We start from the raw sequence: 15746 nt of genomic DNA on the forward strand, positions 1-15746 counted from the left end.
CGAACCGAGGAACCATGAAGCGGCACACCCACCTCCTGGTAGCGGCGGCCTGCACGGCCGCGCTCACCCTCACCGCCTGCTCCGCCTCCGACGACGCGGTCTCCGGCGCCGGCGCCGGGAACACCGGCGCGGCGAACGACGGGCCTGCCGTGGACGGCGGCACGCTCAAGATCGGCCTGGACCGGCCGTTCGCCAAGCTCGACCCGGCCGACGGCACCCTGACCTCGATGCCGATGATGGTCCTCGCCAACGCCCTGTACGACCCGCTGATGGTCAACGGCGACAACGGCGCCGTCCAGCCCTACCTCGCCAAGTCCTTCACCCCCAACGCGGACGCCACGGTCTGGACCCTCGACCTGCACGAGGGCGTGAAGTTCGGCGACGGCAAGCCGCTGGACGCCCAGGCCGTCGCCGACCACGTCACCCGACTCGCCAAGCCGGAGAGCAAGTGCGCCTGCGCCATCGACGCGGCCACCATCGGCGCCACCACCGTCTCCGGCCCGACCACCCTCACCTTCACCCTCAAGGCGCCCGACGCCGCCTTCCCGAACATATTCACCCGCTCCCTCGGCTACGTCTCCGAGGCCCCGGCCGGCGACTCCCCCGCCGTCGGCTCCGGCCCGTACACCGTGGAGAGCGTGCAGCCCGGAGTCTCCGTCACCCTCACCCGCAACCCCGCGTACTGGGGCGCCAAGGGCCACGCCGACAAGCTCGTCTACCGGGTGCTCACCGACACCGACAGCCGCTACCAGTCGCTGCGCTCCGGCGACACCGACCTGATCTGGACCGAGACGCCCGGCCAGCTCAAGCAGGCCGCCGCCGACGGGCTGCGCAGCGCCACCGGGCCCGGCGGCACCACCACCATGGTCTTCAACACCGCGTCGGCGCCCTTCGACGACGTGCGGGTCCGCCGGGCCGTGCAGTACGCGATCGACCGCGAGGCCCTGGAGAAGGTCGTCTCCCTCGACCAGGGCGCCGTCTCGGACGGCCCGATCGGCTCCCGCTCCCCGTACCGCACCGCCGCCGGGTACCCGGCCCACGACCCGGCCAAGGCCCGGGACCTGCTCGCCGAGTCCGGCCACCCCGACCTCGCCTTCGACTACCTCGTCGACAGCCGCCCCGAGGGCCAGCAGCGCGCCACCGTGATCCAGCAGATGCTCGGTGAGGCCGGGATCAAGGTGACCATCAAGCCTCTCGACGCCGCGGGCCTGGGCACCGCGATGCTCCAGCGCAAGTTCCAGGTGATCGACTTCCCCACCAGCATGTTCGGCGACACCGACACCGCGCTCACCAATCTCTACCTGTCCAACTCGCCCTACAACTTCATGAGTTGGTCCGACCCGGAGACCTCGAAGGCGATCGCCGAGGGCCGCGCCTCGACCGACCCCGCCAAGCGTGCGGCCGCCTACCAGCAGGCCGCCCGGCGGATCGTCGGCGAGGTGCCGATGGCCTTCCTCACCGAGAACACCGTCGGCTTCCTCGCCGGCGCCAAGGTCGGCGGACTGCCCGACCTGTCCAAGCGCACCGTCCTCAACGTCTCCCCCGCCCCCCTGTGGGTGAAGCGGTGACCCCCCGCACCCGCACCGCGCTGCGCTACGGCGGGCGGCTCGGCCGCGCCGCGGCCGTGCTGCTGCTGGTCACCGTCGCCGCCCTGTACCTGCCCCACCTGATGCCGGGCTCCCCCGCCGTCGCCGCCCTCGGCCCCACCGCCACCCCCGAGCAGATCTCCGCCTACGAGGCCGGGCTCGGCCTGGACCGCAATCTGTTCGCCGCCACCTGGCAGTGGATCGCCGACGCCCTGCACGGCGACCTCGGCCACTCGCTGTCCACCGGAGCCGCCGTCACCACCGAACTCGCCGACCGCATCCCCGTCACCCTCGAACTCTTCCTCGCCGCCCAGCTGGTGGCGCTCGCCCTGGCCGTGCCCGTCGCCCTGCTCTCCGCCTGGCGGCCCGGCGGCACCTTCGACCGGATCGCCACCGCCGGCACCTTCGGCTGGCTCGCCGTCCCCGGCTTCGCCCTCGGCCTGCTGCTCATCTGGCTCGCCGCCGTCCAACTGCGCATCCTGCCCGCCACCGGCTGGACCCCGTTCACCGAGGACCCGGCCGAGAACCTGCGCCATCTGGTGCTGCCCGCCCTCACCCTCGGCCTCACCGAGGCCGCCGTGTTCACCCGTACCCTGCGCGGACAGTTGCTCGACACCCTCGACCAGCCGTACATCGCCGCCGCCCGCAGCCGCGGCATGGGCACCACCCGGCTGCTGCTGCGCCGCGCCCTGCGACCGTCCAGCCTGCCGCTGGTCACCCTGGTCGGCATCGGCATCGGCACCTCGCTGGGCGGCTCGGTGCTGGTCGAGTCGCTGTTCGCGGTGCCCGGCGTCGGCAGCCTGGCCGCCGGGGCCATCTCCGGCCGGGACTTCCCGGTCGTCCAGGCCGTGGTGGTGGTCAGCGCCGTCGGCGTGGTCGCGGCCACCTTCGCGGTCGACCTGCTGTACCGCACGATCGACCCGAGGATCGCCCATGAGCACCGCTGAAACCCCAGTCGTGACCGTCGAGACGGTCGCGGCGCGCACCGCCCGCCGCCGGCCCCCCGCCGGCGTGCTCGCCGCCGGGGCCTGGCTGGCCGTCGTCGCCCTCGCCGCCCTGCTGCTGCCCCTGCTGCCCGGCTTCGACCCGCTGCACGGCGACTTCGCCCACCCCGCCGCCGCCCCCGGCCCCGGCCACTGGCTGGGCACCGACAGCGCCGGACGGGACGTCCTGCAACGCACCGTCGCCGGCGCCCGCGCCTCCTTCACCGTCGCCGCCCTCACCATCCTGGTCGGCCTGCTCGGCGGCGGAACGCTCGGCCTCGCCGCCGGCTGGTTCCGCGGCCCGCTCGACAAGGCGATCGGCTTCGCGACCGACCTGCTGATGTCCGTGCCCAGCCTGATCCTGGTGATGATCGCGGTCTCGCTGCGCGGCCCCAGCCTCACCGTGATCGGCACGCTGATCGGGCTGTTCACCGTCCCGCACTTCACCCGGGTGGTGCGCGCCGTCGTGCTCTCGCTCAGCGAGCGCGGCTTCGTCCAGGCCGCCCGCATGCTCGGCACCGCCCCGCTGCGCGTCCTGCGCCGCGAGATCGTCCCGCACGTCGCACCGGCCGCCCTCACCTTCGCCTTCACCGCCACCACCGTCGCCATCGTCGCCGAGGGCTCGCTCAGCTTCCTCGGCTTCGGGCTGCGCCCGCCGGAGCCCTCCTGGGGCGGCATCATCGCCGAGGGGCGCACGGCCCTCGGCAGCGCGCCGTGGATCTCGCTGGCGCCCGCGGCCGTGCTCTGCCTGACCGTCCTCGCCCTCAACTACCTCGGGGAGCACCTGCGTTCGGGTGGTCCCGCCGGCCCGAAGGGAGCGCGCGGATGACCTCCGCCCCCGACCTCGACGAACCCGACCTGGACGTCCCCGCCCTCGATGTCCCTGCCCTCGACGTCCCGGTGCTCGACGTCCCGGTGCTCGACGTCCGCTCGCTGGACACCGTCCTGCACACCCCCGACGGCCGCGCCCTGCACGTCCTGCACGGCGTCAGCCTCACCATCGCGGCCGGCGAGTGCCTCGGCGTGGTCGGCGAGTCCGGCTCCGGCAAGTCCGTGCTCGCCCGCGCCGTCCTCGGCGTCGAGTCGCGCACCACCAGGGCCGTCGCCACCGGCGAGATCCGGCTGAACGGCGAGGACCTGCTCGCCGCCTCCCGCACCCGCCGCGCCGAACTGCTCGGCACCGGCATCGCCATGGTCCACCAGGACCCGATGACCTCGCTCAACCCGGTGGTCCGGATCGCCGACCAGGTCACCGAGTCCCTCACCAACCGGCGCCGGCTCTCCCGGCGCGAACGGCTGCGCACCGCCACCGAGTTGCTCGCCGCCGTCGACGTCCCCGACCCCGCCCGGCGGGCCCGCGCCCACCCGCACGAGCTCTCCGGCGGCCTGCGCCAGCGCGTCGGCATCGCCGCCGCCCTGGCCGGCGAACCCGCCCTACTGCTCGCCGACGAACCGACCACCGCCCTCGACGTCACCGTCCAGCGCACCGTCCTGGACCTGCTCGACCAGCACCGGCGCAGCCGCGGCCTCGCCACCCTGCTGATCACCCACGACATCGGCCTGCTGTACGGGCGGGCCCGCCGGATCGCCGTCATGTACGGCGGCCGGATCGTGGAGACCGGCCCCACCGAGGCCGTCACCCGCCACCCCCGGCACCCCTACACCGCGGCCCTGCTGCGCTCCGTACCCCGGGTCACCGGCCCGCTGCGCCGCACCCTGCCCGCGATCCCCGGCTCGCCGCCCGACCTCACCCGGCCCACCCCCGGCTGCCCCTTCGCCCCGCGCTGCGAACTGGCGACGGACCTGTGCACCACGACCGCGCCGCCCACCCACACCGCGGCGGACGGCCACACCGCCGCCTGCCACTTCCCGCTCACCGCGCCGCCTGACGCGCCGTCGCCCTCGCCCTCGCCCTCGCCCGACGAACTGGAGCCCGCGGCATGACCACCGCCCCCGACGCCGCTGCCCCCGAAGCCGTCGCTCCCGGCGCCGCCGCTCCCGGAACGGCCGTCCTGGAGGCCACCGGCCTCAGCGTCGTCCACCGCACCCGCTCCGGCCCGCTGCACGCCGTCAGCGGCGTCGACCTGGCCCTCCACCCGCGCCGCACCCTCGCCCTGGTCGGCGAGTCCGGCTCCGGCAAGAGCAGCATCGCCAAGGCCCTGCTGCGGCTGCCCCCGCCCACCACCGGCACCGTCACCCTCGACGGCACCGACCTCGCCACCCTCTCCCCGCGCGCCCTGCGGGCCGTCCGGCCCCGCCTCCAGCTGGTGTTCCAGGACCCGCTCTCCTCCCTCAACCCGCACCGCCGGGTCCGCGACCTGGTCGCCGAACCCCTCGACGCCCACCCCGACCCGGCCCGCGACCGCGAGCAGGTCGTCACCGAGCAGCTGGCGGCCGTCGGCCTGCCGCCCGCCCTGTTCGGCGACCGCCGCCCCCACCAGCTCTCCGGCGGGCAGGCCCAACGGGTCGCCATCGCCCGGGCCCTGGCCGCCGGACCGCGCGTCCTGATCGCCGACGAGGCGGTCTCCGCCCTCGACGTCTCGGCCCAGGCCACCGTGCTCAACCTGCTGCGCGGGCTCACCGAGGAACGCGGACTGGCCGGCCTCTTCATCTCCCACGACCTCGGCGTGGTCCGCGCGGTGAGCGACGAGGTGGCCGTGCTCCAACTCGGCCGCATCTGCGAACGCGGCCCCACCGAGGCCGTCCTCGCCGCCCCGGCCCACCCCTACACCGCCGCCCTGCTCGCCGCCGTCCCCGAACCCGGACGCCCTCTGCGCGACACCGGCCTCCTCCCCACCGACCCGCCCTCCCCCCTCGCCCCGCCCAGCGGCTGCCGCTTCCGCACCCGCTGCCCCCTGGCCGACACCCGCTGCGCCACCGAGGAACCGCAGCTGCGGGAGGTGGCACCGGGCCGCGCGGTGGCCTGCCACCGACCACTGATCGACGCTGCCCCAGCGTCCTGACCAGCCGGACGCACCACGGGCCCCCGGGCCGGGAGTCCCACTCCCGCCCCAGGGGCCCTTCCCGTTCCGACCGCGGACGGGCGGGCGCCACGGCGGCGACGGGAAGGGTTCAAGCGCAATGCCCGACTCGGAGCACCCGCAGGTCATCGGCACCACGGAGGCCCGACGGGACGGCGCCCCCGTCGGGCTTTCACCTGGCAGGGGCACGGCCTTCGCGCGCCGTTCGCACCCCTTCACGCCGGTGACGATTCGCGTACGCAGCCTTACCGTTGGTTGCGATCACGGGTCGCACCTGGCGACCCGGCGTACCGGAGGTCCCATCATGCGACGCCTCGTCACGACGATCGGTACCCTCATCGCCGCAGGGACGCTGGCCGTGGCCGTCCCCACGTCCGCCCAGGCCGCCACGGGCACCCTGACGTTCTACAACGTGATCTTCCCCGGCGGGTCGGGCAGCGGCCCGGGCGTGCCGTACCTCGACCCGGCCCCCGGTTGCTACGACGTACCGAGGGAGGCACAGGGGCCCCTGTCAGGCGTGAACAACGCGACGGACAGCACGGTCCGCTTCTACTGGGGCGAGGACTGCACCGGCGGGTCGCTGTTCAGCGTGTCGGCCGGCCGTTCGGTCAGGTTCAACTCGCACCCGCGCTCCTTCATGGTCGAGAGCTGACCGCAGACCCGAACGCGGCCACACCGATCCCAGGTGGCCGAAGGACGGGCGACCCGGCCAGCGGCTATTGGGGGCCCGGCCAAGGCGCCTGCGAAACCCACCCGGGGCATCCCGGTCTCGCTCGTCGACGGGTAGTCGCAGGGATTTTGAACGGCGGGCGACCGCAGGCCACTTCGGCCTGCCGGCCGCCCGCCGGCCGCCGTCCGCCGTCCGCGTTCCCGTTCGCATTCCCGTTCGCGTTCGCGTTCGCGCCCACGGCGGCGCTACGACCGCGATGGCGCTACGACAGCGGCAGCGCCCGCCTGAGCGCACCGAAGGCCGCGTCCAGCAGGGCGCGATGATCGGGGTCGACCGCCGCCGCACTCTCCCCCGCCAGCATCCGGCCCGCAGAGGTGAGGCAGCCGGTGCGATAGGCGGCGACGGCGAGCGCGGCGGTCAGCCGGGGCTGCGGGTCCGGCGAGGTCTGCGCGATCACCTCGGCCAGCGCGCCCTCCAGCTCCTCGACGCCTTCGCGGGCCCGCGCCCGCAGCGACGGGGAGTCCACCACGACCTGCCAGAAGGCCGTGAAGCGATCCCGCAGAGCCGCCAACGGGTAGCCCTCGTCGATGAGTTCGAGAATCAGGCGATGCAGCGCGGCGAGTGGGGACTCGGCGGCCGGGCGGTCGCGCACCGCGCTCGTGAACAGCTCGACGGCCTCCGGGATCCGGTCCAGGAAGAGGTCCTCCTTGCGCGGGAAGTAGTTGAAGACCGTCATGGTCGAGACCTCCGCCGCCTCGGCCACCTCGGCGACGGTGACCTGGTCGAACCCGCGCGCCAGGAACAGGGTGGTGGCCACGCCGGAGATCCGCTGCCGGGTCTGCACCTTCTTGCGCTGACGCATCGTGAGGTTCCGGGACTGCGGTTCGTCGTCGGCGTCTGGGGTCCTGGCTACATCCATGACCTAAATTATACCCACCACAGATTTTTAGTGACTACAGTGAAGCCATGAACACGGACATGCGCACAGACGCAGGCGCGGACGCAGGCACGGACTACGACGTGGTGGTGGCGGGCGGCGGGCCGGTCGGGCTGATGCTGGCCTGCGAGCTCCGGCTCGCCGGAACCTCGGTGCTGGTCATCGAACGGCTCACCGAGGTGGACCAGACGGTCAAGGCGGGCGCCATCAACACGCCCAGCGTGGAGGCCTTCTACCGGCGCGGGCTGCTCCCGGCGCTCGAAGAGATCCACGCGCAGGCGATGGAGAAGTTCGCCCAGTTCACCCGGCAGCGCCGCCCGGGCGGGCCGCCCACCAACGGCGAAGTGCCCACCAACGGCGAGGTGCCCGCCGACAGCGCAGTGCCCACGCGGGCGCCGCAGCGGATCGCCGGGCACTTCGCCGGAATCATGCTGAGCTTCGACCGCTTCGACCCCGCCGACGACCTCGACTTCGCCGACCGCGGCCCCGTCGACAAGGCCGCCCTCGTCCCGCAGGCCGCCCTGGAGCACGTGCTCGGCGAGCGCGCGGCCGAGCTGGGCGTCGAGCTGCGCCGGGGCGTGGAGTTGACCGGCTTCGACACCGACGAGCACGGGGTGACCGTGCACACCGACGGCGGTGCGCCGATCCGAACCGGCTGGCTGGTCGGGTGCGACGGCGGCCGCAGCACGGTGCGCCGGCTCGCCGGGTTCGACTTCCCCGGCACGGCCCCGGAGATCACCGGCCACCAGGCGATAGTGGAGATGACCGGCTCCGAGGCCCTGGGCGCCGGCTGGAACCGGACCTCGGTCGGGACGTACGTGCACGGGCCGGTGCCGGGCCGGATCCTCACCGTGGAGTTCGACGGTCCGCCCGCGGACCGCCAGTCGCCGGTCACCACCGAGGAGTTGCAGGCCAGCCTGCGCAACGTCAGCGGCGTGGACGTGACGATCACCAAGGTGCACAGCGCGACCCGCTTCACGGACAACGCCCGCCAGGCGAGCACCTACCGCGCGGGCCGGGTGCTGCTGGCCGGCGACGCGGCGCACGTGCACTCCCCGTTCGGCGGCCAGGGGCTCAACCTCGGCATCGGCGACGCGATCAACCTCGGCTGGAAGCTCGCCGCCACCGTTCAGGGCTGGGCGCCGGAGGGCCTGCTGGACAGCTACACCGCCGAGCGGCACCCGATCGGCGCCTGGGTCCTGGACTGGACGAGGGCGCAGGTCGCGCTGATGCGGCCCGAGCCGGGCAGCGGCGCGCTGCGCAACGTCGTCGCCCAGCTGGCCGACACCGCGGCCGGGACGACCTACTTGGTCAAGCAGCTCTCCGGCGTGTGGCAGCGCTACGACCTGCCCGGCCAGCACCCGCTGGTGGGCCGCAGCGCACCGGACCTCGCACTCGCCGACGGCAGCAAACTGGCCGACCACCTGCACGACGGCCGCGCGCTGCTGCTGGACCTCACCGACGACCCCGAGCTGCGCGCCCGCGCCGACGGCCACCGCGACCGGCTGCGGATCGTGACTTCCCCCTGCCCCGAACAGCCCACGCCGGCCGCCCTACTGGTCCGCCCGGACGGCTTCGTCGCCTGGGCGGGTGACAGCGGCGAGGCCCCGGACGGGCTCGGCGAGGCGCTCGCCAGGTGGCTCGGCGCAGCTCAGGACTGAGCTCAGGGCCGGCGCAGGACGGCGGCTGCCAGGGCGAGCGCCGGGTCAGGGTGTCGATCGCCCGGTCGAGTTCGACGGCCTGCTGCTGGTGGCTGCCGTCGGTGACGCAGTCCTGGAAGGAGTCGATCCGCAGGTAGCCGATCCCGCCCGGCATCGCGCCGTCGGCCCACACCTCCACTACTCCGCCTTGCTAAGTACCACTAGTCAGCGTTACCGTGTACCAGTACTCAATAGCGCTGACTAGCGCAGGGAGGAGGTATGCCATGACCAAGCTGGAGACGGAGATGCTCAAGGGCACGCTGGAGGGCATCATCCTCGCGTCCCTGTCCGGCCGGCCCGCCTACGGCTACGAGATCACGGCACGACTGCGGGGGCAGGGATTCTCCGACATCGCCGAAGGGACCGTCTACGCGCTGCTCCTCAGGATGGAGAAGCGCGGTCTCGTCGACGTGGAGAAGGTCCCCTCCGAGAAGGGGCCGCCACGCAAGGTGCACTCCCTCAACGCCCAAGGACGGGAGTACCTCGAAGAGTTCTGGAGGACGTGGAACTTCCTCACGGAACGACTGGAACAGCTCCGCGAAGGGGAGGGCAAGTAACCATGTCCGATGTCGAAACGACCGGCTTCATCTCGAAGGTGATCGGGCCCAAGAAGCGCTGGAGGGCCTACAAGGCGCGCGTCAAGGAGCTTCCCGAGGACCACCGCACGGCGGTCAAGGCGATCGAGCGCTACCTGATGTACTTCGTGCCGGCCGACGAGGACAGCAGTGCGTCGATGTTCGAAGACCTCGCCGACCTGTTCGAGCAGGCCGCGGCGGACGGAACTCCGATCCGCGAGGTCGCCGGGCAGGACCCGGTGGAGTTCGCCGAGGCGTTCGCCCGGAACTACACCGAGGGCGGCTACGTCCCCGCCCGGGCTCGGAAGCAGCTGAGCGACGACGTCGAGCGCGCCGCCGGCAACGAGACCGGAACAGAGGACCAGACGGCCTGAGCGTGCCTCAGCACATCGGCCCCCAGGGGCCGAGCAGCACTTTCATCGCCTTTCTGCACCACGCGGCCCCGGGGCCATACCCCGCCGGCCGCCTCGCGCCGCATGCCCGCGGCACCGTCGAGACCGACCGATGCGTGCAAGGAGAATCATGAGGGGAAACGGCGACAACGGCTTGTCCGGAGCAGGGCTGCGCCGACTACGCGAGGTACTGGAAGCGCATGTCGAGTCCAAGAAGATCCCCGGACTCGTCGCCCTGGTCGGCCGGGGCGAGGAGACCCATGTCGAGGCGATCGGGACGATGCGCCATGACGGCGGCCCGCCGATGCGCCGGGACACCATCTTCCGGATGGCCTCGACGACCAAGCCGGTCGCGGTCGCCGCGACCATGGTCCTGCTGGACGAGTGCCGACTGCGACTTGACGAACCGATAGATCAGTGGCTGCCGGAACTGGCCGACCGGCGGGTGCTCAAGCGGCCCGACAGCCCGCTGGACGACACCGTGCCGGCGCGGCGTCCGATCACCGTGCGGGACCTGCTCACCTCCACCTGCGGGCTCGGGCTGGACATGACGGCGACGGGCTCCCCGATGATGAGCGCGTACTTCGAGCAGAGGGTCTACGGCGAGAACGGATGGATGCTGCCGGCGGTGGAGCCGGATGAGTGGATGCGCCGCCTGGGCACGCTTCCGCTGATGTACCAGCCCGGAGAACGGTGGCTGTACAACGTGAGCGACGACGTACTCGGGGTGCTGGCGGCCAGGGTCACCGGCCAGTCGTTCGAGGCGTTCCTGCGCGAGCGCGTCCTCGATCCGCTGGGGATGAAGGACACCGGTTTCCACGTGCCCGCCGACAGGATCGACCGGCTGCCGCCCCTGTACGCCCCCGATCCGCGGACCGGAGAGTTCACCGTGGAGGACCCGGCCGAGGGGGGACACCACAGCAAGCCTCCGGCGTTCCAGTCAGGCGGCGGCGGACTCGACTCCACCGTCGACGACTACCACGCCTACTTCCGGATGCTGCTCAACCACGGGATGCACGGCACCGAGCGGATCCTGTCCCGGCCCGCCGTCGAGCTGATGACCACCAACCGCCTCACGCCCGAGCAGACCGCCGCCCTACAGGCCTGGGCGCGCAGCATCGCCCATCTGTCACACGGTCAGGGGCAGACCGGCGGCTGGGGCTTCGGGATGACGGTGCGCACCTACCGGGGCGACTACGCACCCATCGGCCAGTTCGGATGGGACGGCGGAGCCGGCACCACGACCTACGCCGACCCGGACAACCAACTCGTCGGCATCCTGCTCACCCAGACCGGGATGTCCACCCCGGACTCGGCGCGGGCCATGCAGGACTTCTGGACCACCCTCTACCAGGCGGTCGACGACTGACAACAGCTGCGAGAGTTCTGCGAGACCCCCGAAGCATGTCCGGCTCATCCAGGTCCTCGTTCGCAGAAGACCTCTCAAAACTCCGGCATTCTGCAAGACACTTTCGGGGGACAGTTCGCGGGCTCTCAGGACTGTGAATCCCCATGGGCGTGGGGCCCGGCAGGGGGTCGCTACCGGTACCAGCCGGGGGTGCCTTCGGGAGCCCGGTCGACGGAGCACTCGATGTGCCAGCGGTCCCGTACCCGGGCGACCTGCTCGCGAGTCGGGGTCAGGTACTCGTGCCAGCGGGCTTCGACGCCGTGCGGGTAGCCGAGCAGGTTGTTCAGCACGCTGTGTACGACGTCGTCCTCCCCGTCGGGGGCGGTCGGCGGCGACGGCCAGGATGCTGCGACTGCGGCGATCTCGTCCCGGGTGACGCCCATGAGGGTGTGGAACTCCCAGTCCTCGAAGAACGGCCCGTTCACGGCCGCGTCAAGGCACTGCTCGATGATCCGCAGCTCTTGTTCGGTCATCCGCTCGATCGTGTCCACGGCTGAATTTTCTCATTGCTCGCCGCATCCAAGCGCACACCACCCACCCGGTGGCTACTCGTCGAGCGGGATGGTGGCAAGGGTGTCCCGGCGGATTCGCCAGCCCGGGGTGTCCGCGCCGGCGACCGGGGTGCGCTGCCAGTAGACCTCGATCAGCGCGATCCGGTGCAGCGTGAAGGCCGCGCGGCCGGGCCGGATGCGGTGGATGGTCTGCGCGAGTTCGTCGGTGTCGGCGGCGGCGTAGGCGGCAGTCGTGTGGAGCACGCCGAGCGGGTAGTCGGTGGAGTCGCGTGATCTGCGCGACCGGCAGCCAGGTCACCGAGGTCACCGGCAAGGTCTTCATCCAGGACCTCCGCAAGCACATCCCCTTCACCATCACCCGCACGTGACCACTACCGCCCCGCCCACCCCGAGGCCCGCCAGGCCGGTCGCACCGCGCCCAGCGGCCTCCGGCACACCAGCGGCGGACACCACCGCACCCCCACTGCCCGCACGGCCGCACCGCAGACGCGGCGCTCCCACCTCTCCCCGGCCCCCGCACATCCGCGGCGACACTCACAGGTGATCTATCGTCACTTTGTGTAGGTTTCCAGGCGTACGATGTCGGGGATTGGGGCATGGTCAGCGCCGGGGCCGTCACGGTCCCTGCGGTTCGCGTCCACTGCGGGCCGCGAGAAGGTGCCGGTCCAGCGAAGAGGAGCTTCCATGACGGGTCAGACGCCCGACACCGCGCAGCAGCAGGTGCAGTTCCCCATCACCGAGTCGTTCACCGGCACAGCCCCGGAGAATGAGCACTGGCAGTTGCTGGGTAGCGCACGGCTGAACGAGGGCGCCCTGGAGCTGACGCCGAACACCCCCTCGAAGGCGGGTACGGCGTTCCTGGACCAGCCGTTCTCCTCCTCGCTCGGGGTGAGCATCGACTTCGACTACTCCTGTGAGGGCGGCGGGGCCCAGGGTCTCGGGGACGGGTTCAGCCTCTACCTGATCGACGGGAGCCGTACCACGCAGCCCGGGGCCCGCGGCGGGGCGCTGGGCTACTCCTACATCAAGGACGGCTCGGTCAACCTTCCCGGCGTCACTGCCGGCTATGTGGGCGTCGGCTTCGACAACTTCGGGAACTTCGCCGCCCCCTCATGCGGCCCCGGCGGTCCCGGCCGCAGCCCCGACACCGTGGGTGTGCGCGGCTCCGGGGACCTGCTCACGGGCTTCGCCTGGCTGGCCGGTGTCGAGGTGCCGGGTGGGTTCCGGGGCGGCTGGGGGGTGGGGGCCCATCTGCAGGTGACCGTCATCGGCGGGCGCCTGACGGTGCGGCGCTCCAGCACCTCGGACCCCAACGGCTCGGTGCTGATCGACAATCTCGACCTGGCCGCCGGTCCGGGCCAGGTGCAGATGCCCGCGACGTTCAAGCTCGGGTTCGGCGCCGGCACCGGCGGGGCCACCGCCGCCCACCGCCTCCGCAACCTCACCGTCGCCCTGCCCGTCGCCATGCCGCTGGAGATGAGCGGCCCGCTGACCGCCAAGGCCGGCCATCGGATCTCCTACACCATCGGCGTCCAGAACCACGGGCCCAACGACGCCCCCGACGCCGTCGTGCGCGGCGACGTCCCCGTCCAGTTGCTCGACGTGGAGGTGACATGCCGCGGGGAGAACGGCGCGGTGTGCGGCCCGGGAACCGCTACCGACGGCGAACTCCACCAGCCGCTCAACCTGCCCAAGGGCAGCAAGGCGGTGATCACCTTGAGGGGCACCGTCGACCCTCACTACGAAGGCGACTTCACCACCACGAGCCGGATCACCTCCGCCACCCGCGCCAATACCGCGGCCCAGCAGTCCGGCCAGGTCACCACCACCGCCGAACTGCCGCTGATCACCGTCGACCAGAAGATCGCCGGGCAGTGGGACCAGACCTGGCCCGAGGACGCCAAGGGTTGGCTCGTCAGCTACAACCTCACCCTGGCCGCCAACGAACACCGCGTGACAGCCTGGGAGATCGCCTTCGACGTCCCCGCGCGCACCCGCGTCAACCCCCAGCAGACCCAGTGGTACCGGGTCATCAAGGACGGCCTGGAGGGAACGGTCGTCCTTGGGTCCCCCAACGACGGCTCCCACACCATCGACCCCGGCACCCCGCTGCCCGTCGACGTCCAGATCCTCTACCCCTCCCAGTCCGACGCCGGCGACGGCCGCCTCCGCGGCCTCTACGCCGTCGAGGTCGAGAACCCCTAACCCCCACAGAAGCAGCACCCGGACCGGATCCGCCTCGCGGCAGTGCATCCGCCCGCGAGGCGGATCCGGCACAGCTACCCGCAGCCCGACCTGCCGGTCACGCCCGTGCGGGCCGCCATTCGCACCCGGCGCTCTGCGCCAACGCGCGGTGGATTCGGGCCGCCGACGCAGTCCTCTACCACTGGGGGCGGGTGGGGCTGCCGTAAGGCAGCCCCACCCGCCCGGGCCTCTGCTACATCTGGCCCTGGTCCATCAAGCCGCCGGCGCGCGTCCGTGCCTGCGTTCCGAGTGCCTGGTCGGCGGTATCCGCAATGGGGTCGGAGCCGTCGTCCTGCGGGTCTGCGACCCTGTGGACGACCAGTTCGGGCTGCTCGTCGACGTACTCTTCGGGCTCGGGCATGGGGTTCTCCTTCTTCGGGGCGTCAAGCACCTGGACCAACGAGCCGTCCGCCACCTGATTACGCCTACCGGAGGCAGCTGGCTGGCAGCTGGTCTGTGCGGACTGACGGCTGGTCTGTGCGGACTGACGGCGACCGTCCCTCGGAGAGCCCGATCGCTCTCGCGCTCCGCCGGGCGATGGCCCGCTCCTCGGCGTGAACGAGAGGCATTGACAGCCCGGCGGCCTCCAGAAGTCGGTGGAATCCGGGGACCGCGCCCGTGCTACTTGCCGACCGCGTAGACGATCACCCCGCACTGCCGCTGCACGATGGCAACGCGGCCAGAGGTGGTGGTTGTCAGTGCTTGATGTCGATCTTCCCCTGTCCGCCCATGGCGCCGACGCCCATCTCCGCTCCGCCACCGACAAACGAACCGATGTACTCGCCGTCCAGGCCCCACAGGTTGATGTTGAACATGGCCGCGGTGGTGGTCGCCTCGAAGCGGGTGGTCCAGCCCGCGTAGTCGGACAGGTGGCCGTTGGTCCACAGGGTGCCCCAGACGTCTCCGCCTCCGACGCTCAGGCCGCCTCCGGCACCGGTGATCTCGTACTCGACGCCCTTCTCGTCGGTGAAGTCCCCGGAGAAACCGCCCCCGAGGACCGAGAAGGAGTGCACGGACCCGGAGTAGGAGAACTTCTTGGGGACGATCACCGCTTGCCCGGCGATCAGGTCGAGGTCGATAGCCCGCCGGGCTGTGATCAGGTCGAGGTGGAACTCGGCGGCCCGGCTGTAGTGCTCGGCCAGTTGCGGGTGCGCGGCGGCGGCTCGGGGGGTTGCCGCCGCCGCACAGCGGAAGGTTACCTCAGTCACGGACGTCGCAAAATCTGTGTGCGCCGGAGTAGACATTGCTCGTAGGTGGGTCTAACGTTTCTCTCGTAGACAGCAGTCGGCGATACCGGCCAGACACGAACTGGCCGGGATTGTTGGACAGAAGTTCGCAGGTCGGTCCGGCAGTGGAGTTCCGAAGCCAGGCAGGTGCAGGACGGCAACGGAGCTGGCTTCCGGACCGGGCGGCCCGCAGGTATCAGGGGCCGCCACCAGCGGTATCGAGCAACACGCAGTTCAGTGAGTGCAGTACCGGCAGTCGCGAGACAGGCACGGCCTCGGCAAAGGCGCCCAGACTGCGGGCGCGCGTGCCGAGGGGTCCGGGCAGTGGGGTTCCAGGCCACCGCAGACGCGGGACGGCCGGCGGGACCGGGCTGCCGGACCGGGTGGGCCCTCACGGCCACCGACCAGCAGTACGCAGTTCAGCAGGTGCAGTACCGGCAGTACCAGCAGTACGAAAGTGACAGTTCAGTACAGAGGATGAACGGAGGGCACAAGCGCCATCAGGATCGCCCGGCCCGTGAACACTCGCCCG

Annotated in this window: 16 protein-coding genes; 11 read left to right on the top strand and 5 right to left on the bottom strand. The window is 72.0% G+C overall.

The genetic code is table 11. The features are described 5' to 3' along the window. Positions 1–14: 14 nt before the first annotated feature. From AB0O19_RS24030 to AB0O19_RS24055, 6 genes are all read left to right on the top strand, one after another. Positions 15–1568: an ABC transporter substrate-binding protein gene (locus tag AB0O19_RS24030; RefSeq protein ID WP_363622202.1), complete on the top strand. Its 1554-nt coding sequence runs from the start codon at positions 15–17 to the stop codon at positions 1566–1568. Next, on the top strand, positions 1565–2533 hold the full coding sequence (locus AB0O19_RS24035; protein ID WP_363622204.1) for an ABC transporter permease: 969 nt from the start codon (positions 1565–1567) through the stop codon (positions 2531–2533). The genes AB0O19_RS24030 and AB0O19_RS24035 overlap by 4 nt, the downstream gene beginning before the upstream one ends. Beyond that, the gene (locus AB0O19_RS24040; RefSeq protein WP_363581007.1) at positions 2520–3398 is read left to right on the top strand and encodes an ABC transporter permease; all 879 of its coding nucleotides are present in this window, start codon (positions 2520–2522) and stop codon (positions 3396–3398) included. Before AB0O19_RS24035 ends, AB0O19_RS24040 begins: the two co-directional genes overlap by 14 nt. Beyond that, positions 3395–4513, top strand: a complete 1119-nt coding sequence (locus tag AB0O19_RS24045) for an ABC transporter ATP-binding protein (RefSeq protein ID WP_363622206.1) — start codon at positions 3395–3397, stop codon at positions 4511–4513. Before AB0O19_RS24040 ends, AB0O19_RS24045 begins: the two co-directional genes overlap by 4 nt. Next, on the top strand, positions 4510–5532 hold the full coding sequence (locus tag AB0O19_RS24050; protein ID WP_363622208.1) for an ABC transporter ATP-binding protein: 1023 nt from the start codon (positions 4510–4512) through the stop codon (positions 5530–5532). The genes AB0O19_RS24045 and AB0O19_RS24050 overlap by 4 nt, the downstream gene beginning before the upstream one ends. Positions 5533–5854: 322 nt before the next feature. Further along, positions 5855–6202: a hypothetical protein gene (locus AB0O19_RS24055; protein ID WP_363581001.1), complete on the top strand. Its 348-nt coding sequence runs from the start codon at positions 5855–5857 to the stop codon at positions 6200–6202. A gap of 280 nt (positions 6203–6482) precedes the next feature. On the opposite strand, the gene AB0O19_RS24060 is transcribed toward AB0O19_RS24055, so the two are convergent. Continuing rightward, positions 6483–7139, bottom strand: a complete 657-nt coding sequence (locus AB0O19_RS24060; protein WP_363622210.1) for a TetR family transcriptional regulator — start codon at positions 7137–7139, stop codon at positions 6483–6485. 59 nt (positions 7140–7198) lie between these two features. Here AB0O19_RS24060 and AB0O19_RS24065 point away from each other — a divergent pair, with 59 nt between their 5' ends. From AB0O19_RS24065 to AB0O19_RS24080, 4 genes are all read left to right on the top strand, one after another. After that, positions 7199–8818: an FAD-dependent oxidoreductase gene (locus AB0O19_RS24065; protein WP_363622212.1), complete on the top strand. Its 1620-nt coding sequence runs from the start codon at positions 7199–7201 to the stop codon at positions 8816–8818. Positions 8819–9081: 263 nt separating this feature from the next. Beyond that, entirely contained in the window at positions 9082–9414 is a 333-nt protein-coding gene (locus AB0O19_RS24070) for a PadR family transcriptional regulator (protein ID WP_363622214.1), read from the top strand. Positions 9415–9416: 2 nt separating this feature from the next. After that, complete coding sequence (locus tag AB0O19_RS24075) at positions 9417–9806, top strand: DUF1048 domain-containing protein (RefSeq protein WP_363622216.1); 390 nt, start codon at positions 9417–9419, stop codon at positions 9804–9806. A 148-nt stretch (positions 9807–9954) separates the two neighbouring features. Then, complete coding sequence (locus AB0O19_RS24080; protein WP_363622217.1) at positions 9955–11193, top strand: serine hydrolase domain-containing protein; 1239 nt, start codon at positions 9955–9957, stop codon at positions 11191–11193. Positions 11194–11363: 170 nt separating this feature from the next. Here the strand turns inward: AB0O19_RS24080 and AB0O19_RS24085 are convergent, their stop codons facing one another. Then, positions 11364–11723, bottom strand: coding sequence for a hypothetical protein (locus tag AB0O19_RS24085; RefSeq protein ID WP_363622222.1), 360 nt, complete (start codon positions 11721–11723; stop codon positions 11364–11366). A gap of 54 nt (positions 11724–11777) precedes the next feature. Further along, on the bottom strand, positions 11778–11987 hold the full coding sequence (locus tag AB0O19_RS24090) for a hypothetical protein (protein WP_363622224.1): 210 nt from the start codon (positions 11985–11987) through the stop codon (positions 11778–11780). 441 nt (positions 11988–12428) lie between these two features. Between AB0O19_RS24090 and AB0O19_RS24095 the strand changes: the two genes are divergently transcribed. Then, positions 12429–13949: a hypothetical protein gene (locus tag AB0O19_RS24095; protein ID WP_363622226.1), complete on the top strand. Its 1521-nt coding sequence runs from the start codon at positions 12429–12431 to the stop codon at positions 13947–13949. Between the two features lie 232 nt (positions 13950–14181). Here the strand turns inward: AB0O19_RS24095 and AB0O19_RS24100 are convergent, their stop codons facing one another. Both AB0O19_RS24100 and AB0O19_RS24105 read right to left on the bottom strand, forming a co-directional pair. After that, a complete protein-coding gene (locus AB0O19_RS24100) occupies positions 14182–14349 on the bottom strand; it encodes a hypothetical protein (RefSeq protein ID WP_363580993.1) in 168 nt (55 codons plus the stop codon). Between the two features lie 334 nt (positions 14350–14683). Further along, entirely contained in the window at positions 14684–15196 is a 513-nt protein-coding gene (locus AB0O19_RS24105; protein ID WP_363622228.1) for a hypothetical protein, read from the bottom strand. Positions 15197–15746 lie beyond the last annotated feature (550 nt).

The organism is Kitasatospora sp. NPDC091276 (genome assembly GCF_040684355.1).
Taxonomy (GTDB): Bacteria; Actinomycetota; Actinomycetes; order Streptomycetales; family Streptomycetaceae; genus Kitasatospora.